The sequence below is a fragment of the [Micrococcus luteus] ATCC 49442 genome, assembly GCF_010367585.1.
Classification (GTDB): Bacteria; Actinomycetota; Actinomycetes; order Actinomycetales; family Micrococcaceae; genus Arthrobacter; species Arthrobacter luteus_A.
In genome coordinates this window covers 85,976-105,962 of record NZ_JAAAXP010000002.1, presented here as the reverse complement: position 1 = coordinate 105,962, position 19,987 = coordinate 85,976, and the positions used below count along the sequence as shown (strand labels likewise).

The 19,987-nt window shown below is 60.5% G+C and carries 14 protein-coding genes; 7 read left to right on the top strand and 7 right to left on the bottom strand.

What is annotated here, in order from left to right:
• Positions 1-78: 78 nt before the first annotated feature.
• Positions 79-1,113 carry a LacI family DNA-binding transcriptional regulator gene (locus GUV69_RS22220; protein ID WP_244292989.1) on the bottom strand — a complete coding sequence of 345 codons (1,035 nt, stop codon included), beginning with the start codon at positions 1,111-1,113 and terminating at the stop codon, positions 79-81.
• 132 nt (positions 1,114-1,245) lie between these two features.
• On the opposite strand from GUV69_RS22220, the gene GUV69_RS22215 reads away from it, so the two are divergent.
• The 7 genes from GUV69_RS22215 (at position 1,246) to GUV69_RS22185 (ending at position 8,818) form a co-directional block, all read left to right on the top strand.
• Entirely contained in the window at positions 1,246-2,277 is a 1,032-nt protein-coding gene (locus GUV69_RS22215) for a LacI family DNA-binding transcriptional regulator (protein WP_164207046.1), read from the top strand.
• Between the two features lie 347 nt (positions 2,278-2,624).
• Positions 2,625-3,566, top strand: a complete 942-nt coding sequence (locus tag GUV69_RS22210) for a carbohydrate ABC transporter permease (RefSeq protein WP_164207043.1) — start codon at positions 2,625-2,627, stop codon at positions 3,564-3,566.
• Entirely contained in the window at positions 3,559-4,503 is a 945-nt protein-coding gene (locus GUV69_RS22205) for a carbohydrate ABC transporter permease (RefSeq protein WP_164207040.1), read from the top strand. Before GUV69_RS22210 ends, GUV69_RS22205 begins: the two co-directional genes overlap by 8 nt.
• Positions 4,504-4,576: 73 nt before the next feature.
• Positions 4,577-5,893 (top strand): ABC transporter substrate-binding protein, encoded by a 1,317-nt coding sequence (locus GUV69_RS22200; RefSeq protein ID WP_164207037.1) that lies wholly within the window; start codon positions 4,577-4,579, stop codon positions 5,891-5,893.
• Between the two features lie 101 nt (positions 5,894-5,994).
• A complete protein-coding gene (locus GUV69_RS22195) occupies positions 5,995-7,119 on the top strand; it encodes a Gfo/Idh/MocA family protein (protein WP_164207034.1) in 1,125 nt (374 codons plus the stop codon).
• Positions 7,116-8,045: a DUF6807 domain-containing protein gene (locus GUV69_RS22190; protein WP_164207031.1), complete on the top strand. Its 930-nt coding sequence runs from the start codon at positions 7,116-7,118 to the stop codon at positions 8,043-8,045. Before GUV69_RS22195 ends, GUV69_RS22190 begins: the two co-directional genes overlap by 4 nt.
• Positions 8,045-8,818 (top strand): cupin domain-containing protein, encoded by a 774-nt coding sequence (locus GUV69_RS22185; protein ID WP_164207153.1) that lies wholly within the window; start codon positions 8,045-8,047, stop codon positions 8,816-8,818. Before GUV69_RS22190 ends, GUV69_RS22185 begins: the two co-directional genes overlap by 1 nt.
• Positions 8,819-9,177: 359 nt before the next feature.
• Here the strand turns inward: GUV69_RS22185 and GUV69_RS22180 are convergent, their stop codons facing one another.
• The 6 genes from GUV69_RS22180 to GUV69_RS22150 form a co-directional block, all read right to left on the bottom strand.
• Positions 9,178-11,544: a PxKF domain-containing protein gene (locus tag GUV69_RS22180; protein WP_164207028.1), complete on the bottom strand. Its 2,367-nt coding sequence runs from the start codon at positions 11,542-11,544 to the stop codon at positions 9,178-9,180.
• A gap of 327 nt (positions 11,545-11,871) precedes the next feature.
• A complete protein-coding gene (locus GUV69_RS22175; RefSeq protein WP_164207025.1) occupies positions 11,872-13,221 on the bottom strand; it encodes a PxKF domain-containing protein in 1,350 nt (449 codons plus the stop codon).
• The gene (locus GUV69_RS22170) at positions 13,118-16,000 is read right to left on the bottom strand and encodes a carboxypeptidase regulatory-like domain-containing protein (RefSeq protein WP_164207022.1); all 2,883 of its coding nucleotides are present in this window, start codon (positions 15,998-16,000) and stop codon (positions 13,118-13,120) included. Before GUV69_RS22170 ends, GUV69_RS22175 begins: the two co-directional genes overlap by 104 nt.
• 739 nt (positions 16,001-16,739) lie before the next feature.
• Positions 16,740-17,282 (bottom strand): hypothetical protein, encoded by a 543-nt coding sequence (locus GUV69_RS23345; RefSeq protein ID WP_244292961.1) that lies wholly within the window; start codon positions 17,280-17,282, stop codon positions 16,740-16,742.
• Between the two features lie 345 nt (positions 17,283-17,627).
• Positions 17,628-18,362 carry an HpcH/HpaI aldolase family protein gene (locus GUV69_RS22155; protein WP_164207018.1) on the bottom strand — a complete coding sequence of 245 codons (735 nt, stop codon included), beginning with the start codon at positions 18,360-18,362 and terminating at the stop codon, positions 17,628-17,630.
• Positions 18,363-18,417: 55 nt separating this feature from the next.
• Entirely contained in the window at positions 18,418-19,575 is a 1,158-nt protein-coding gene (locus GUV69_RS22150) for an aminotransferase-like domain-containing protein (protein ID WP_244292959.1), read from the bottom strand.
• Positions 19,576-19,987: the final 412 nt, after the last annotated feature.

Genomic DNA, 19,987 nt, shown 5'->3' with positions numbered 1-19,987 from the left:
TAAAGTCGATAGGTTGATTCTATTTCTGTCCGCCAACTGCCGATGATCCGAGTGGTACGGAGCCAGCAGCTTAAAGGACTAGCGGCTTGGCGTGCTGTCCCGAATGATGAGTTCCGTTGGTATTGTCAGTATCTGCCGTTGGTGGCTCTGGTGAAGGCCGAGGGCCAGCGCCGCGGCGCCTGCTTCCTGAAGTCCCAGATCTATTGTGGTCAGTTCAGGGGTGACGTCCTGGGCGCCGACGATATTATCGAAACCTGCGACTGCCACGTCTCTCCCCGGCTCGATTCCGGAGTCCCGAAGCGCACTCAGGGTTCCGATTGCCATGAGGTCGGACGCAGCGACGATGAGGTCGGTGTTTCCCAGTCCGTGCCGTGCCAGCCGTCGAACTGTTTCGTAGGCTCCGTCACGGCTGAACGGTGCGCGATGGACATAAGTGGGGTCCATCTCGATGCCGGCTGCCTGCGCCCCCTTAATGAAGCCGCGTTCCCATTCGGTCGAGTTCGCTGAGTTCTCTGGCGGACCGAGGAGAACAGGGTTCCGGTAGCCTCTTGTGACGAGAACTTGGGCCAGCTCGGCCGCCCCTGCCTCGTGGCCCAGAACGACTGTATCGAAGGGCAACTCATCCTGCCCCACGACCACAACGCGCCCGCCGTTGTCTTTGTAATGGCTGAGCTCCTGCACCAGTTTCTGCCGTGCCTCACCATTACCTACCCTGTTTCCGGTGAGCACGACCATCCTCGGGCTGAGCCCCCGGAGCTCATGGAGTAATGAAGACTCCTCTGCTGTGGAACTGCTGGTGCCGACCAGGGTGACGATCAGCCCGGCTGCCGCCGCGCCTTCAATCAAGCCCTGAGCTATGGTCGTGTAGTACGGATCGCGGATGTCGGACACCATCACAGCAATGGTCTGCGTCGTGCCCGTAGCAGTCGCTTTCGCTGTCAGGTTTGGACGGTAGCCAAGGCTTTCTGCAGCCTCCACCACTCTCTCGCGGGCTTCTGCCCGCACCGTTCTGGCTCCAGGGCTAAGTGCCCGGGAAGCGGTTGCGGGGGAAACCCCCGCCAGGCGAGCAACCTCGCGGAGGGTCACGGAGGGACGCTCCGATTCCTTAATCATCTGCATGTGCTGTTCCCGTCGTTTCCGCTGGTTCCAAGTTTGTCATGCGGATTCATCAGCTATGCGCATGGGATGATCGAATACGATCTTCCCGGGCTTGGTTACCATCTCCTAATGAAAGGCGGCGAGGGCATGAGTGGTCGCGTCCATGGCGTCACTTTGTTGGAGGTGGCACGCGTAGCTGGAGTGTCGCCGTCGACAGCTTCCCGTGTGCTCAACGGTGGTGAGAAGAGTGTAAGCAGCGACCTCGCCCAGCGGGTGAAAGCCGTGGCCCAGTCCCTTGGCTACGTCGCGAATCTCTCGGCCCGGGCACTGCGTGGCCGCCGCACTGCCGTAATTTTGTTGGCCAATGACCCGCGCACCGCTTCTGTTGCGGCAATTGCCGCCGGCATGGAAGAGGCCGGACGCGACGCGGGGGCTATTGTAACTGTCTCAGCCACCGGACCGGATCCGCAGGCACGGCTGGCGGCCGTCCGAACGCTTCGGGCGCTGAACCCCCGCGCGTTCGTCCTGGCAGCGAGCACGCTTACCGGTCCGCTGGTCAGCCAGCAGATCCGTGACGAGTTCGAGGACTTCAGGGCTGCAGGCGGCGGGATGGTCGTCGTCGGAGACAGCGACATGCCCATCCATGCGGTCAATTTCAGCGACTACGAGAGTGCACGGGTAATGGGCGCGTACATGGGCGGATTAGGCCGCAGAAGGATCGCGATCCTCGCCGCTGATCACCCCGCCTTCAGGGCCAGGACTGACGGGTTCCTGGCCGGCTTGGCGACCCACGGTATCGATCCGTCCAGCGTCAGGGTAATTGAGTGCGACCTATCACGGGAGGGAGGCCGTTCAGCGGCAATCGTACTTGCCCAAGGCTCGGTTCCTCCCGATCTGGTGTTGGCGGGTAACGACGTCATTGCTATTGGCGCCGTAAAGGGGTTCCGCTCGATGGGTTTGCGGGTCCCGGAAGACATTTCCCTGTCAGGTATCGATGACATTCCTTTGGCGCGGGACGTCTCCCCCGCACTGACGACCATTGCCTTTCCGTTTGTTGAAGCGGGCCGGCGGGCATTACAACTCGCTATAGAGACCCCCGACGCTGCCCCTCGATCTATTCATCTGAGGGGTGCCCTCATCGTCCGGGACAGCACCGCACCGCTTTCTTCGCAGCCCTAGCGTTCCTCACTTCCCCAACTCCCCCGCACGATCCGACCGCATTATGGAAACCGTTGTCCTAATTTTTCCGTCCTGTTGCTGGGCTCTCCCCATGCCCGATTCCCGCAATGCAGGTAAAGACCGTGTAGACGGCGGAAACTCGACGTAGATGTTTGGTTTTTTGCCCTTGTGTTCGCCCGTGAGCGAATGGTAAAACTTAACGAAGCAAACGGAATACGTTATCCCGGTGGTTTGAGAAGTACTCAGCAGGACGTGTCTTGCGAAACCCCAGGTCAAAGTCGATCTATTACAGGAGGTGCCTCCATGAGATGCACTCGTCCATATGACACATCACGGAGCGGGGCCTCATGAGTGCCCTCGGCGAACTTCGTTCCCTTAGCACGAAGCGGGGCAAGGGCCAGCCAGGAACCAAAGTCAAGCATCAGCACAACAAGGCTGCCTTCCTTTTCCTTATTCCGTGGTTCCTTGGTTTGGGAATCATCACGGCAGGGCCCATGGTGGCGTCGCTGTTCTTGTCTTTCACCAAGTACAACCTCCTGCAGCCGCCGAAGTTCAATGGGTTTGCCAACTACGCCCGGATGTTAACCGACGAAAGTTTGCATAATTCTCTCGGCGTAACGTTCCTCTACGTGTTCGTGTCGGTGCCTGTCCAGCTTGGCATCGCGCTGGCGCTGGCCATGGTTCTTGACCGTGGCGTGCGGGGGCTTTCCTTCTATCGTTCGGTGTTCTACCTGCCCTCGCTGCTGGGCTCTTCCGTTGCCATCGCTGTTCTCTGGAAGCAGGTATTTGGGACCGAAGGCCTGGTGAATCAGTTCTTGGCGATCTTCGGGATTGAGGGCCAGGGATGGATCTCCAATCCGCAGACCGCCTTGGGAACGCTGATCATCCTGAACGTCTGGACCTTCGGTGCCCCCATGGTCATTTTCCTGGCGGGTTTGCGGCAGATCCCGGCGATGTATTACGAGGCGGCCTCGACGGATGGGGCCTCCAGGTTCCTCCAGTTCCGGACCATCACGCTTCCGCTGCTGACGCCGATTATCTTTTTCAACCTCGTCCTGCAGATCATTCACGCTTTTCAGTCCTTCACTCAGGCGTTCATTGTTTCGGGCGGCAGCGGCGGTCCGGCCGAATCGACACTTTTCTACACGCTCTATCTCTACAACCGCGGTTTCGCCAACTTTGATATGGGTTACGCCTCAGCAATGGCCTGGGTTTTGCTCCTGATTATTGGTGCCTTCACCGCAATCAATTTTTGGGCCTCTAAGTATTGGGTGTTCTACGATGACTAACTTCAAAACCCTCGAGTCGCCGGCCGCGTCCGCCGCCGCAGAGGCCCGCGTCACCCTCGGCACCGGCCCCCGCCGCGCAGCGGGGGGGACAGCGCGGCGGTCCCGGACCGGCAGGGCCATCGCGCCTTTGGTCAAGCATGCGCTGCTGATTCTTGGTGGCCTGGTCATGCTGTACCCGGTGCTGTGGCTGGTGGTCTCCTCGCTGCGGCCCACCGATGTGATCTTCCGTGATCCGGGCCTGATTATCCGTGACCCCCAATTCTCGAACTACACCGACGGATGGACTACCCTGTCCAGCCCGTTCACGGTCTTCCTGATCAACTCGTGTCTGGTGGTTCTTGGCTGCATCCTGGGAAACCTGTTCTCCTGCTCGCTGGCTGCCTACGCTTTCGCCCGCCTGGATTTTGCAGGCAAGAAGTGGTGGTTCGCCATCATGCTGATTACGATCATGCTCCCCATTCACGTGGTGATCGTTCCCCAGTACATCCTGTTCAGCCAGCTGGGCTGGGTGAACACCTTCATCCCGCTCATCCTGCCGAAAGTCCTCGCGACGGACGCGTTCTTCATCTTCCTCATGGTGCAGTTCATCCGCGGCATCCCCCGGGAACTGGATGAAGCGGCCCGCATCGACGGATGTGGCCAGGGAAGAATCTTCGCCCTGGTCATCCTGCCTCTGATGGTGCCAGCGCTGGCCACGACGGCCGTCTTTACCTTCATCTGGACCTGGAACGACTTCTTCTCACAGCTGCTCTACCTGACCAAACCCGAGATGTACACGGTGCCCCTGGCCCTCCGGGCCTTTATGGATGCACAGTCGGCCACCAACTGGGGCCCCATGTTCGCCATGTCCGTTGTGTCCCTGGTGCCCATCTTCCTGGTCTTCCTCTTCGGCCAGCGGTTCCTCATCAAAGGCATCGCCACTACCGGCGGCAAGTAGCTCCCCGTCCTCGCTACTGCCCGTCATCCATTCGCATCAACCACAAAAGCAAATTCCTAGAAAGGGGTTCACCATGACTGGTGTCCGTTTTACCCGCAGAGCTTTGGGCATCGCCGCCCTGGCAGCAACTTCGGCGCTTGTACTTTCCGGCTGTGGCCCCAGCGCTTCCTCCAGCGGGCCCGGCGAGCTTTCCACCGAACCCGTAACGCTCACCATGAGTTTTTGGGGCAACGACGTCCGCCAAGGGAATACGCAGAAAATTATTGATGCCTTCGAGAAGGCGCACCCGAACATCAGCATCGAGCCGTCGTACTCCGACTGGGGCGGTTACTGGGACAAACTCGCCACGGAGACGGCAGCCAACAACACGCCCGACATCATTCAGATGGATGAGAAGTACATCAGCACCTACGCCGACCGGGGCGCACTGCTGGACCTTTCCACCCTTGGTGATTCCCTCAAGACGGGAGACTTTCCTCAAAGCGCCGTCGACTCGGGCAAGGTCGGCGACGGCCTCTACGGGCTGTCCGCCGGCGTAACCGCCTACTCGATGATGGCCAACCCGGCGATCTTCAAGGAAGCCGGCGTCGCGATTCCCGACGACAAAACTTGGACGTGGGAAGACTTCGAGAAGATAACCGCGAAAATCTCCGCGGCCGGGGGCGGCAAGTTCTACGGAACCCAGGCCTGGGGCTTTGAAGACGGCGGACTGCGCCTGTGGGCACGGCAAAATGACGACCGGCTCTATGACAAAGACGGCAAGGTTGTCATCAAGCAGGAAACCGTAAAAACCTGGTGGGATCAGCTCAAGAAGCTCACTGACGAAGGTTCTGCGCCGCCGGCTGCCGCCAGCATCGAAAAGCAGGGCGGTGGGCTTTCCGAATCGTTCACTGCAACGAACCAGGCTGCGCTGGGTAACTGGTGGAACAGCCAGGTCACTGCACTGTCCAAGGCCAGCGGCCAGCAACTCCAGGTCCTGCGCCTGCCCCAAAGCTCCAACGGCGAGTACTGGTACAAGCCGTCGATGTACTGGTCAGCGTCCTCTCGCACGGAACACTCGGCAGAGGTAGCCCTCTTCCTGGACTTCCTGGTCAACGGCGAGGAAGCAGCAGACATCCAGCTGACCGAACGAGGCGTTCCGGCCAACGAAAAGATCCGCGCCCACATCGCATCAAAGGTCAGTGACACGGACAAGGCCGCGATCCAGTTCCTCGATGACCTCAGCGGCGACGTTGGGGAAGCCGAGACTGTCACGCCTCCGGGCGGCAGCGGCATCGAGGCTCTCCTGAAGAAGTACACCGAGCAGGTCCTCTTCGGCCAGGTTTCCTCCGACGAGGCCGCAAAGGCCTTCATCAAGGAACTCACCGCCGACGTCCAGAACGCCGGCTAGCACCACCAGAACAAAAGGCAGGTCGCTGTGGCCGGGACACTCCGCGGGGTCCGGGCCACAGCCACCTGTCGACCTCACACACTTATGCACAGGAGCATTCCTTGACACACCGAACTTCGCCAAAGTACAGGGCCGCCATTGTCGGTACCGGGGGCATCGCCACAGCCCACGCCGCAGCCTTGACCGAACTGGCCGGGCGGATCGAGCTGGTTGGAGCGGTTGACCTTGACCCTGCCCGCGCAGCCACATTCGCTGAAAAATGGTCCGTTGCCCACACATTCCCCGACCTCGCCGGGCTCCTGGCCGCGGAGGAACTGGACCTCGTGCATATCTGCACTCCCCCTGGGTCGCATGTGCCCTTGGCCATTGAGTGCCTGCGTGCCGGAGTTGTTCCCCTCATCGAAAAACCGCCTGCTCTCTCCCTCGCGGAAATGGATGAGCTGGCCGCCGTCGAAAAAGAAACCGGAGTTCCGGTCCTGACGGTCTTCCAGCATCGCTTCGGCTCCGGCGCCGTCCGGTTGCGCTCCCTGCTCCAAGAAGGAGTGCTCGGCCGCCCGCTGCTGGCTTCGGCCAACACCCTCTGGTACCGGGATGCCGACTACTTCTCCCTGCCTTGGCGTGGAAACTGGGACGTCGAAGGCGGCGGACCAACCATGGGGCACGGTATACACCAGTTTGATTTGCTGTTGTCCATTCTCGGCGACTGGGAAGAAGTAACTGCCGTTGCTGGGCGGCAGTCGCGCCCCACCGACACTGAAGATGTCTCAGTAGCGCTCGTCCGCTTCGCAAGCGGGGCAATCGCCACCGTGATCAATTCAGTGGTCTCGGTCCGCGAAACAAGCCACCTGCGCTTTGACTTCGAAAACGCCTCCGTTGAGCTCGATCACCTTTATGGCTACGGCAACCGGGATTGGACCGTTACAGGCATAGGGGAGGATACATCCGTCCAGGAAGCCTGGAACGACAACCTTCCGGACGAGGCCAGCGGCCATAGCTCCCAGATCGCTGCCATCCTCGATGCACTGGATGCCGGAACCGCCCCGGGGGTATCCCTTTCGGCAGCGCGGAACACGATGGAATTCGTGGCAGCGGTCTACGCATCCTCGTTTACCGGCCGCCGCGTACTGCGCGGTGAAATCGCTCCGGGTGACCCGTTCTACTCAAGCATGCTCGGTTCCGGTGCTCCCTGGCTCGTTTCAGCGGAAGAGGCAGGTGTCCTGCGATGAGCTTGACAGCTACCCATCGGCTCGACGAGTCAGTGACCGTTTTTCACGGCAACACTGAGCTGCTGACCTATACATACTGCCCCGACACCATCCAGCTGGAATCCCCCAAGCCCTACCTCCACCCGCTGCGGACGCTCGGCGGGGACGTGGTGAGTCTGTTCCGCCCGCATGACCATGTATGGCACAAGGGAATCGCCTGGGCGCTGCCGCACGTCGGCTCCCACAACTTCTGGGGCGGACCTACCTATGTGCAGAAGCCCGACGACGAACCCGGTCAGGGCACCTACGTGCAGCTGGAGAACAACGGAAGGGCTACCAGCGCACCCCTATCGGAGCTCACGGTCGATAAGAATTCCGCACTTATCGCCCACCACCTTGATTGGACCACCCAGCAGGGTGAGCTGCTCATCAGCGAGGAGCGGCGGATTAATGCCCAGGTCGTTGGCGATGGGGCAGCGTGGGCGCTCATCTTCGAGACGACGATGACCAATGTGTCCCGCGACGCGATTTGGTTCGGCTCCCCCACCACAAAGGGGAGAGAAAATGCCGGCTACGGCGGACTCTTCTGGCGCGGGCCACGGTCCTTCACCGGTGGAGTCATCCACTCGCCCTCGGCCAGTGGCGGCGAAGAACTCCGTGGAACACGGGAAGAATGGATGGGCTTTTCGGGCCAGCACGATGAATCCGCCCGCTGGTCCACCATCGTCATGGTTGACTCGACAGCGAACCCGCTGCATCCTCCCCAATGGTTCACCCGCAACGAGCAGTTTGCCTGCCTGTGCCCCTCCCCTTTCTTCAGCCAGGAGTTCGAACTCCCTGCCGGAGAAACCCTGCGGTTGCGCTACGCGGTCGTCATCGCGGACGGCATGGAATCCCATGACGAGGTCGCACGCCTTGCTTCCTGGGGTCGGGACGCGCTCTCGTGATGCCCGGGACCGGGACACAACCGATATTCCCCGGCGGAACCGCCGTAACCCGGCTCAGTGTCTACAGCGACGAGGCGTCCGACGGCATCGCCGGCGGCACGCCCCACCTGCACACTGCCTCAACAGAGGCCTACGTTGTTGTCTCTGGCCGCGGAGCGATCCAGACCATCACCCCGGACGGATTCCTTGAAACCGAACTATGGCCCGGGTCAGTTGTGTGGTTCACGCCCGGAACGATTCACCGGGCCGTGAACCACGGAGACCTGGAAGTACTGGTGGTGATGTCAAACGCCGGACTGCCTGAAGCAGGCGACGCCGTGATGACGTTCCCCGAGCATGTGACGGGCGACCCGGACGCTTACTTGGCCAACGCCCAATTACCACCGCCTGACTCCCCCGAGTCCGAGCTCCTCGACGCCGCACGCCGCCGTCGGGATCTGGGGGTGGAAGGCTTCCTCGTCCTGAAGGAAGCGGCTGACGCTGGAGGTGCTGGCTTCGAAGCAGCGCTTGATCGGTTCTACGCGCACGCCGCAAGGATCGTGGAGCCACGCGCGGCCGGCTGGCGGGAGATCTGGAATTCAACCGTTGCCCGGGCCACCTGGCACACCGACACCGCCTTGACGGCACTGGCCAACGGGGAAAGCCGGTCACTGTCCGAAGCAGCCCTGGCCCAGGTGCCGCCAAGTCCCGGTATCAAGAAATTCGGTATGTGCGGGCGCTTGCGCACGTATAACGTTCTGGATCCCCTGAACCGCGTCCCCGTACTGTCTTAGCGAGGCGACGGCCACGTTGAGGACGGTGCCATGCCGCGTCGGTAAAAGTGGCGGCAGCGATGGTGCTCAACGATATCGAGGCGGAAGGGCCGCTCGACAAATACTCGTGCAGTGGTAGAGCTGAGGGCCGAAGTTCACGGCGAATCGCCGCGTGAACTTCGGCCCTTTTTGGTGCCCGGTTCCCGTCACCTCACCGACAAGCTATTGGCGACGAAGACATCGGCAAGAGCGTTGTGGGCCGCGCGGCCGGGCTGGGTTTACCGCTGCTGGCGATTTACGAAGGCAGGTGGTTTGTCAGCTGAGGTTGTTTCGGTAACTTAGCAGGTCAGTCCGTGTGGGACGGGCATCCAAGTTCCCCGTCAAGTGGCAGGACCCTTCTTCTTACGAGGATGTTTCGGCAAGCTTGCCTGACCTCCCAACGCATGGGCCCGGCGCTTCGCAGCGGTCGCGAGCCAATGAGTATGGTACAGAGGCATCGGCCGGCCTTTTTGTAGATGGATCCGAACAGGGTGGAGGTCCCGGACGGGTGTCCAGGACCTCCGCCGCTGCCTCAACTTTTTGATGAAGTTTGCCGTCAGCTTTGAGTCATCGGCTGCAGTCATGGCGACCTGGGTACAGACGCCGGCTGTCTTCGGCGTCTGCCACTTCTGCACGAACTGTCCGTCCTCGTAGCTGAGCTGTGTGCTGGATGTCATGAGGAGTTCGGTCTCACTGATCGGCGTCCCTGCACCGGGGCACTGTACTCGTACAGCTGTGAAGCTCTTGACCTTGGCGGGGTCGGTGATTTCCACGCCACCGGCGAACATCTCAAACTTCAGCGGTACCGTGCTCCCGCCCTTCACCGTGTTCCAGGCTTCGGCCATTTCGACCGGGGAGTTGAATCCCTTCAGATCCCACGGCAGCACCGCGTACGTCAGTTCTGCAGTACTGACATTTCCCGCATTGTCAGTGGCGGTCGCGGTATAAACGTGCTCCCCCACTGTTGAACCCCCTCCCGAGACAACGCAGGAGCCCAGACCCGAGACTGCATCGCTGGCCTCGCAAGTTGGGGCCGGCGGGTTTTGGCCGAAGATGTAGTCCCCGATCGGGGCGCCTGCCAGGCTGACTGCCGGTGGGGTCTGGTCGAGGCGGATCCTCTCCGACCCTCCCGAGTTCTCAACCGGAGCGCCGCTCATCACGGCCCGGTACTCCAGGACAGTCTCGCCGTCCTCGGATACATCAAACGGACCTAGGTAGGCCCGCCAGCTGCCCTCGCCGAGCCTGAACTCGATCCCGGCGCGCGTACCTTCATTCAAGGAAAGGGACACACTCACCGGACCGGAACGCCAACCGGCCTCATTTGCCTCGGGTCCCACAACCAGTGCCGACACCCTCGGCTCAACTGCCGGCGCAAGATGCTCGACGGCGCTGTGCAGGTTTGCGAGGGCCAGATCCACGTCAGTCTGGGCGGACGTGGGGGCTTCCAGCACCTCTTCGGCTTGGGCCCTGGCTGCGGTCAGCTCGTTCCAGCTGGCCACTGAGTAGGTGGCCTCTTTAAGCATGCTCACCTTGGCAACCTCCGCGTATAGGCCGCGGGTATCGGTTTTCGCCAGTTGGGCGAGCTTGGCCGTGAGGACCGGAACGTAAAATTTGGTCACTCCTGCAATATTTGGGTGGGTCCCTGTTCCGTTGGTATCTGGATATCCGTTGATCAGGTTATTGAACGTGTAGGCGATGCGCTGAGCCTCGTCGCGTGTGTCAAAAGTGCTGCTGTCAAAAACATCTGCGACGGCGATCCCCCATTTGCGTGCAACCTCCAGGGTGACGTTCCGGATTGCAAGCTGGGTCTGCCAGGAGCGGGAGCCCAGCTTGTGCGTTGTCACATGAACAATCTGCGCGGCGGGCCACTTCTGTTTCATCGTATGGATGGTGCTTTCCAGGGAGCCCGCATAGGTCCCGGAGTCAAAGTGGGCAGCATCGAAGGAATCCGTCACGGCTCCGATCGTGTACGTGTTCAGGTCGACCTGTTCAGCGTCATTGGTGCCGCCGTCAAAGACAACAAAATCGGGGCTTGCCGCACTGGCCGCCTGCACCTGGTTACGTATCCGATTGGACGTCGGGCCCACGGTGGCACCGTTCCGGGCGTACTTCGTCAGTGCCATACCCTCTCGCTCGGCAACGAAGTCAACGAAGGCACGTGGATAGCGGTGCCCGTACACAATGCTGTCTCCAAAGGCATAGACGCTGGAGCCTGCAAGCACACCATCGGCGGTGTTTTGCGGACGGGTCAGCCGGAAATTGTCCAGAGACTGCGGCCCGGTACCGTAGTAGTTGGCAGCGACGAGCTTGGCGAGGTTGCTCGCGGTAACCTGTCCTGTTCCCGAAGCCACCACCCTGGGACTGGCCTCTTTGCTGGTGACTGCATACTGGACACGTCCCACATTAAAGTCCAGGTGCAGATCCACCGAGTACCATTTGGTCCTGTCAAAGGTGGCCTTGCTCCACACCGGGTTCAGTGCCTCGGTTGCAGAGCTGGAGTCGGAAACAGGACCCGAGGTGGAGTAGCGGAGTTCGGCTGCGGTGGCTGCTATCGCAAAGATGAGATTGCCATCTTCATCCCGTAACTCCGTGCCGGTCTTCATTGACGTACTGGTGATGCCGGTTTTCCAGTCGAAGCGAAGGTCCAGTGTTTTTTCGTCCTGAACATTGGTGTCAAATGCCTTGACCGACGTGGAGTAGTTGGGCATTCCTTGGGGAGTGATCTTCAGGATTCCGTCCGCGATGATAGCCGCGGAGGCGAAACCGAAATCCGCGGGGTCGGTCTGTGAGCTGAATTCTTCGTTGATGAGAGTACTGTCCCCTGCCTCAGCCAGTGCCGGGCTTTGGGGGGGCGGTCATGGCCGCTACAAGCACCATGCTGCCCATGAGCAGGACCGAGTGCTTTGGCCTGGCCTGCCGGTGCCACCGCCACTTGAGTGTTGAGTACAACGTTAATCTCCTTTAAATCCATCAGTACTGGAAAGCATTGGGGCCCCGGACTGGGTGTCCGAGGCCCCAATGCTGGTGTTTGTTTGCTAGTTGGTGATGAAGTTGGCGGTCAGTTCTGACCCGTCACCCGCGGTCATGGTGACCCTCAGGCAACTGCCGGCACCCTTGGGTGTCTTCCACTTCTGCAGGAACTGTCCATCCACATAGCTGAGCTGTGTTCCGCCTGTGGTGACGAATTCAACCTCAAAAGTCGGCGCCTCAGTTCCGGGGCATTCGACGTTCGTCACGGCGAAGCTCTTGACCATGGCCGGATCAGTGAGTTCTACGCCACGGTCGAACATCTCGAACTTCAGCGGCACCGTACTTCCGCCCTTCACGGTGTTCCACAGTCCGCCCATATCCACCGGAGAGGTGAAGCCCTTCAGCTCCCAAGGCACCGCTGCGCTCTTCCGCGTCAGCTTGATGACGTAGGTGCCGAAGTCACCGGGGTAGGAGCTTGAGGTCACCTCGATGACGTTTTCACCGTCCTTGAGGTCCACACTCGTCCCGGTGGCCCCCTCGGGCATCAGGGTGCCGTTGACCTGGATCTGCTGACCGGCCCACCCTGCCTGCCAGGAGACGTTCACGGACGGGACTGATGAATCCAGTTCCTGTGCAACGGTGTAGGGAACGTCTGCACCCTGCCGCCCGGACTCGAAGGCCGGGGACAGTTCATATCCATCAATGGCTACGTTCCTCAGCTCGGTCAACTGATTCGGGTTCGTGCGGGAGATGGAGACGTTGTACGTGGCCTTGGTGCCATCCTCGGCTGTGACCACGACGGGCACGTCGGTGACAAAGGTGGAATCGTCCTGGGAGCCGTCCGTCAGGGCGACCTCGACGGGACCGCCGTTGGTGGCATCAGCCCCGTTGATGGAGACCTTGCCGAATGCGCTACCGGGGGCCGCCGTGACCGCTACCGCCTTGGTGTACGGGTCAACCTTGCCGGAGTAGGTCAGACCGTCCGCCGAGGGCGTCAGCGGGACCTCCCCGTCTGCGGACATCACACCCATCGAGCGGAGCGAGGCATCGTTGTAGTCATACGGCGTGCCTGTGTTCACCCGGAAGTAATCGACGAGCATGTTGCCGACGTTCGATGTGTTGATGAAGAAGCTGAAGTAGTCGAGGTCGTCCACCTTGGTGCGCAGCGGCTGGTCCGTGAGCACCGGCGTGGTCATGTCGTCAACGTAGAAGTCGAACGTGCCGGTATCGAGATTGACGACATTGCGGACGGTGTACCACTGGCCCACCCTGTAGTCCCCGACGTTTTTTACAGAGCCGGAGCCGGTCACGTTATGGGTGATGATTTTTCCGTTCGCGAAGCCGAACGTTGCCGACGGGTTCGCCGAAGCCGGCGGGTTGGTGGCATTCCAGCTGGACTCGGTGTAGGAGTACATTGCGAGCTGGTTCGGGGTGCCGTTCGTGGAGGTGCGCTGGACGCGGGCTTCGAGTGTAACGGTCCCGGTCAGGTTTTGCTCGGCCGTGTTGTGGACCGCGAGCACGCCCGAGCTGCTGCTCGTCTTGGCGATCTCGAGGTACTTGTTGCCTGTCCGGGATGCATCCTCCTGGATGTTGATCGATCCGAGTGTCGGGGCCGTTTTCGCGGTCAGGACACCATCGTTCGTCTGGGTGAACGCGCCGGTGCTCTCGTCGTCGAAGGTCTCGTTGATCGCGTACTTGGTCTCCGAGCACGGAGGTGAGGACCAGGTCCACGACTGCCGTTCGTGCGGCTTTGATGACCACACCGGACTGTGAGATAGGCTCGTAGCCCTTCTTCAGAGCGGAGACTGCATAGCCTTCACCCATTGCAAGTGCGGGGAACTTGTAGACACCCATGGCGTCGGTCGTCGCGGTAGCGATAGCCTGATCGCCCTTGGAGACGGTGACTGTAACCCCGGAGAGCCCCACCTTGGCGGATGACACGGTGCCTGTCAGAGCGCCTTCCGTAGCAGTTGTCGCGCCGAGCGTCAGCGGTGTGGCCAGCGTTTCCCCGTCGATGAGAGTTACTGTCACTGGGACGCCATCCGCGTATCCGGTGGCGGAAGCAACCATGGTGTACTCGCCCGTGGGAGCTTGGATGGCGTAGTGCCCGCGGACGTCAGTGGTCACCGTTCCGGAGCCGTAAGAGACTGTCGCGCCGCTAACTGCCTCACCATCGACATCCGAGACAATGCCGGATACCAGGCCGTAGCCCGCTGGGACCTTATAGGAGGTTGGCCCCACGTTTGGAGGCGTGGTTACACTTTGCGAGAAAAAGCCAACGCTGAGGGGCAGTTGGCTTTGAGAGGAATTGCCGGTCGCTTGGAACCCTGGCGCGATTGATGCCAAATCGACCGGAGCACCGGCACTGATCAGCGGTGAATCACCGGAAGTGAGCGCCGCGTTACCGATGGCCTCGGCCGGGTTGCCACCCAGCTTCGGATCCGCTGTGATGGCGTTTGCGTCTTGGATTGGAGCGGTGACCTTCGGGCCGTGATAGGCGTTGTTGTTGAAGTGCACGCCGGGGAACTCTGCCCGGAATGCTGCGCCGCTGACGTCCTCTCTCGTATTGACGAAGAGGTTGTTGAGGACGTGGTGCGGGTTTTTCGCGACCAGGTACGAACTCGCGCTTCCGGACGATTCGAAGAAGCCGACGGTGTTGTTCTTCAACGGAACCTGCGTGTTGTACATCAGGTTGTTGTAGATGACGTTTACGCCGCTGTCGCCGTGGGGGTTGATGTAGTTCCGGTCGATGTCTTGGATGATGTTGTAGCGGACCACTGCGGTGCTGAAGCTGAATCCGCACAGCAGGATCCCTTCGCCCGAGTCATGGACGTAGTTGCCCTGGATGAGGATGTTCGATGTGCCGCGGTCAGGATCGATGCCGTTGGAGTCGGCTGCGCCCTGCCTCACTTCGAGTTCTGCGACCTCATTGTTCTGCACGACGATGTTATCGGAGTAGTACATTTCGATGCCGGATACGCCGGCACCGTCGATCATGTTGTCCTCGACCGTGGCACCCTTCACGCTTGTCAGGTACATGGAGTTCCAGCCGTACTGGGTGTCCCGGTTCGTCATGTAGTTGCCGGAGATATCGATGTTCGTGTGCGGACGCCAGTCCGGATCTTCAGTGAGAGTGCCGTCCGGAGTCGCCCGGCCTGCGGCACGGTCACCCCAACCCGGGGGCAGGTCCTGGTAGCGGTTGGTGCCCATGCCCGCGAACTGCTTAAAGGTGAGGTTGGCGAACGCCGTATTCGCAATGAAGCTGTCCCGCACCGAGATATCCTCGAACTGCGTCGGCGTCTGGCCATCCCCCTTGAGGCCTTCAAACAGAATTCCTCCGGAGCGCTTCGAGCGATCAAGACCTGAGCCGCTGACCGACCACGTGACACCACTGACGTCGCGGACGAACACGTTGGAGATGTCGTAGCCGCGCAGGGTCCCTGCGCTTTCACCGGAAACATGGATGCCGCGCAGGTCACCCGTTTGAGGGTTCTCCTCGCCAGGCACCTGTCCGTTGCTCGCTCGAGGCTGGAACGTGGAAGGGTCGAACGAGTCCGTCATGTTGCTTATTTCCAGATTCGAAATGTCCCAGTGCTGCTGGTTCGTCAGTTGCAGCACGTCATTGACCACGCCGCGGCCGTTGAGCTCCGGGGCAGCTCCATCTCCGTAGCTGGAGAGAATGATGGGGCTCGTTGAAGTTCCGGAACCCTTGGGTGCGAGCAGGAAGGTGGGATTTGGGGCCGAGACGTCCGTAGCGATGCCGCTGTTCCACTGGGTGTAGTCGTAAGCTTCCTTCGCGACCTCGTTGCCTTCGGCCGACCACGAGCTGCCCGCCTTCAACAGGATCCGGTCGCCCGGACCGAATTCCTTGGCATTGACGTTCGCGAAGGATTTCCAGGCCGTGGACGCCGAGATACCGGCTGCAGCATCGTCGCCGGCGTCGGAGTCGACGAAATACGTGGTGCCGGCGCCTGACGGGGCCGAATTGTTTGCAACCAGGAGCGACCCACTGGCCACCACACCGCGGCCTTCGGCCTTCAGGTCGCTCTTTTCAGTGAAGCCGGTAAACGACACCGCTGGATCGACTGCTGCGCTGGCTGGCGCAAAGGCGACCAAACCACCAGCAAGCACAGCTGATGTGGCGAGGGCGGCGCCACATTGTCTGGCAGCACGTAACAGGGACAGGGACTTCATTGTTCCTCCAAGACGTCGGAAAGGGGTACGAAGAAAATTGCTTCTTCACTCGGACGCATCACCAACCGACGCCCGCAGGACAACGGTTTCCGTTTCCCGTTCATGAGTTTGCAGGACACAACTCTCGAGGTCAAGGCCTGCCTGCGCCGTGAACAGATTGCTGCTGTGCCCTAACGACTAAAGCAAGACAGCGCTTTCCGCACTTCGCATTCGGGCGTGGGATACATAATGGGTTACCCGCCGGACCTGCAAAGGACTGGTAATAGGGCCCTGTCGTGTCGACACTGGTTGAGACATTTCACGCTCCACCGCAGAAGCACTATGGAGGTGTTTACGCGTTCGGCCGCTTACTGCGTGTCCCTCACGGCGGGTGTCTTGGACGCTGGTGACAACGAGTCGGCCGCTCCATTCTTCTGAGCATCCAGCGGAACTTCCCGGCCGGCTATGGCACCTGCAAGATCGCTCCCGGCACTACTACGGTCTTGAACTCCAGGACCTCTCCGCTGATCTTGCGGCTCAGCCCGCAACCGGGTTCACGACGATAACCGGGTCTTAAGAATTGAGAGTGTAGTCAGCGCTGCCGCGTGAGATGTTAGGGCGGACCTGCTCACCGGGAAACGACGCACGCGCCTGGAAACCCTGTTCCTCGAACGGCCCAAGTGGAGCGATCAATGGAAAGCTCGAACACCTACGAGGATCCGCCCTCGGCTTCCGGAATCTCACCAACTCTGTCGTCAGATCACTGCAGGTCGTAGAGCGCGGATGCGGTCATGCGGTATGAGTTTGGGCCCTCGAGTAGGCGAGGTTCAACCCACACTTCGTAGCCGAGCGCGACTTCAAAGAGTTGGCGGGTCACGCACCCTTGGGTTGCTATCCAGATCGCCGAAGAATCTTCCATCACTTCATCGACGGTTCCAACCCGCACGATGTTGCCATCGTGGCGCACTTCAACTTCGGCGCCGCGGAGCCGGTTCCATTCCCGGTACCGTTTTTTGGCCATCACGTGTCTCCTGACGGGTACTTCTTCGGTGATGCAAGGGAAATCCATTGATCCGGGCCCCGGGTTCGGTATCTTCCTTGGCTTCAGCTGGCTGGTCTTGACCGCGCCGGCGAGACGGTGGGTGGTGCTGGTTCCCGAAGCGGAGTCTTGTTCGGGGCCGACGGTTCGTCTGTTCGTTGTTCCCGGCGATTCGGTAACTCGATGGTTGCACGGTCGTTTCTGGTCTGGACCTGACGTCTGCTTTTCACGGGTGTTCTCCTGAGTTGATTGGCGGTTGGTCATCCGGTTGATGACCGTTGAGAGTTAACTGCAGTGAAACGCTTAGCTTGCTGGGGCGTGCCGGTGGAACCTTTGGCTGGGTTCGAGCGCCTGCAACAAGAGCCAGGAAACGGCTAATCCTTCGGCGGCCGGCATGGTTTCACCTCGTTGGACGTATCGGAATGGCAAAGGGTGGTGCGTGGGCCGCCACCATCCGCTTGCCGGCGCGTGCTGTCCGGTCGACGCGTGAATAGGGCTTCCATTTACTCCAGCAGCATCTGCTTTCATGGGAGGTGTTCTTTCATTTTGCTCGTCATTAAGTCACGGATTGCGGGGAGCCATAGGTCTTGCCTGCGTGCCTGCTGGCGGTTAGTAGACCGACTGGCGATTCGGAAGCGGTATCTGTAAGGACTGAGTGGCCCCGGCCGCCAAAAGCGTGGTGTCGCTGTCTGCTACTGCCCAGTCGTACCCCAAGGCAGTGAATGCCGTGGCTCGTTCGGCAGATCCGGCGTAGGCCCCAACTTTGGTTCCCCTGCTATTGCAGGCGTCCGCGATCCTCCTCAGAGGCGAGCCAGGATCGCGTAGTAGTGAGTCAACGTCGGTACCTAAGTCCAGTGCCAAGTCGAAGGGGCCAACGAAGATGGAGTTGATACCTGGTGTGTCGAGGATGGCCTCGATGTTGGCGAGTGCGTGTCGGGTTTCGATCATTGCCGTGAGGTGGACCTGTTCGTTGGCTTCCGCCGGGCTGCGGACTGGGGAGCCTGTCAGTGCTGTCAACGGGCCCCAGCTGCGGCCCCCTTGGGGTGGGTAGCGGGCCGCGAAGGCTACGGCTGCAGCCTGTTCTGCGGTGTTGATCATCGGGACGATCACGTGGGTAGCGCCAGCGTCCAACGCGAATCCGATGTCGGAGTAGCTGGCGCTTCGCAGACGGACGGCCAAGGTTTCCGTGTTCTGCCCTGCGAAGGCTGCCAGGATCTTTTCCTCGGTCCATAGACCGTGCTGCATGTCCAGGCAGTGCCAGCCAAAACCCAGCGTGGAGGTCGTGGCCACTATTTGGGTGGAACCAAGAAAGTGCCACAGTCTGTTTTCATGTGGTGTGGTCATGGGGTTTGCTCACAATCGGTATGACGTGCCTGCGGTGAAGTAGGGCGTTTCCTGGTCAGTGTCTGGTCAGTGCAGATACGCCGAGAGAGGACTGTTGGAAGGATTCGCCCAGGCGTGTCAGTCCTTGGATCAGGTCCTCCGGGGTCTTCCCGGCGTAGCTGAGGCGGGCGTGATTGGTTTCAGGGGACAGAGCGTAGAACGGCGATCCGGGCACATATGCGGCGCGGGCGTCGGGAATCGCGACTTCCGCGAGGTGCTGTCCCGCGTCGAATCCCGTCGGGAAGGTGAGCCAAATGAATAAGCCCCCGTCTGGGCTGGTGTGTTCGATGGAGGCCGGAAACGTCGATTTGATGGTTTCGAGTGCGAGGTCCCGCTGGGTTTTATGGATCTGCATCGACCTGCGCGTATGAGCTTGGAGGTCATATGAGTCGAGGAACGCGGACACGACGGACATGTTCAGGGTGCTGCACTGGGTGTCGGCCGCAAGCTTAAGCAACGCCAGTTTCCGGAGGATCTCCGGAGCGGCGACCACCCATCCCAGCCTCAGCCCAGGTGCCAGCATTTTGGAGAAACTCCCCAGGTATATGACCCGGCCAGTGGTATCAAGACTTTTCAGTGAGGGGATGGATGTCCCTTCGTAGCGAAGGGTCCTGTAGGGGGTGTCCTCAAGGATCAGCACATCATGGATTTCGGCAAGTTCCAGCACCCGTCGCCTCCGTTCCAGAGACATCGTGACCCCGGTGGGGTTCTGGAAATCGGGGACGGTATAGATAAATTTCGTCCCCGGATGCTCCCTGAGTTGGCGCTCCAGGTCGTCTGTGTCCATCCCATCTTCATCAAGGCCCACCACTGCGTACCGGGGTTCGTACGGAGCGAAGGCAACGAGCGCGCCGATGAAGGTGGGGTTCTCGGTGACAATGACGTCCCCCGGGTCGACCAGCGCTTTGGCGACCAGATCCAGCCCCTGCTGCGCCCCCTGGAGAACGAGAATGTCATCTGCTGAGCAGTGGACACCGTCGCTGCCCATGAAGCGGGCGATGTGTGATCGCAGCGACGGCAGACCCTCTGCCGCCGAGTACTGCAGCGCTACTTTGGCATGTGAGGCCATCTGCTCACGCAGGATCTCCGCGAAGGCCTCCGCGGGGAAAGAGTCCGGGTCAGGGAAGCCTCCCCCGAAAGAGATGATCTGCGGGTCCGCGGCAAGCTTCAACAAGTCCCTGATAGCGGACGGTCGGACCTGAGTCATGCGGCGGGCGAAATGACGAACCATTTTTCTTCCTCTGGGCTACCAGCAGACCCCCGACTACACACCCGAACAGGAGGAGGCTCCATATATTAGGCGTTAGTCGCTATCTACCTTATTTTGTAATATAAATCACGAAATCTCTTGCTCGATCAAAGGCTAACGGGTACTTTTGGTTTATGTCAACGAGGTCCCGGTGGGGAGTGGAGCTCTCAGACTGTCAGTAGCGGGCCCGTCGGCCCGCCGGGCTTGTTCGTACTCATCTACGCAGGAAACGGATCTGTTTGCCGTGCCTCACGAAACTTCAGGAGTCCCCTTGGAAGCGCAATTGCAGCCCCCCGCCACACAGCCGAAAGTTCCCCAAGATGGGGACGGGCGCGAG

Coding starts and splice junctions, on each gene's coding strand:
- GUV69_RS22175 (WP_164207025.1), bottom strand. CDS start 13,221: ATGTACTCCTACACCGAGTCCAGCTGGAATGCCACCAACCCGCCGGCT.
- GUV69_RS22210 (WP_164207043.1), top strand. CDS start 2,625: ATGAGTGCCCTCGGCGAACTTCGTTCCCTTAGCACGAAGCGGGGCAAG.
- GUV69_RS22215 (WP_164207046.1), top strand. CDS start 1,246: ATGAGTGGTCGCGTCCATGGCGTCACTTTGTTGGAGGTGGCACGCGTA.
- GUV69_RS22170 (WP_164207022.1), bottom strand. CDS start 16,000: ATGAAGTCCCTGTCCCTGTTACGTGCTGCCAGACAATGTGGCGCCGCC.
- GUV69_RS22155 (WP_164207018.1), bottom strand. CDS start 18,362: ATGACCACACCACATGAAAACAGACTGTGGCACTTTCTTGGTTCCACC.
- GUV69_RS22180 (WP_164207028.1), bottom strand. CDS start 11,544: ATGCCCAACTACTCCACGTCGGTCAAGGCATTTGACACCAATGTTCAG.
- GUV69_RS22190 (WP_164207031.1), top strand. CDS start 7,116: ATGAGCTTGACAGCTACCCATCGGCTCGACGAGTCAGTGACCGTTTTT.
- GUV69_RS22205 (WP_164207040.1), top strand. CDS start 3,559: ATGACTAACTTCAAAACCCTCGAGTCGCCGGCCGCGTCCGCCGCCGCA.
- GUV69_RS22200 (WP_164207037.1), top strand. CDS start 4,577: ATGACTGGTGTCCGTTTTACCCGCAGAGCTTTGGGCATCGCCGCCCTG.
- GUV69_RS22220 (WP_244292989.1), bottom strand. CDS start 1,113: ATGATTAAGGAATCGGAGCGTCCCTCCGTGACCCTCCGCGAGGTTGCT.
- GUV69_RS22185 (WP_164207153.1), top strand. CDS start 8,045: ATGCCCGGGACCGGGACACAACCGATATTCCCCGGCGGAACCGCCGTA.
- GUV69_RS23345 (WP_244292961.1), bottom strand. CDS start 17,282: ATGACCAACCGCCAATCAACTCAGGAGAACACCCGTGAAAAGCAGACG.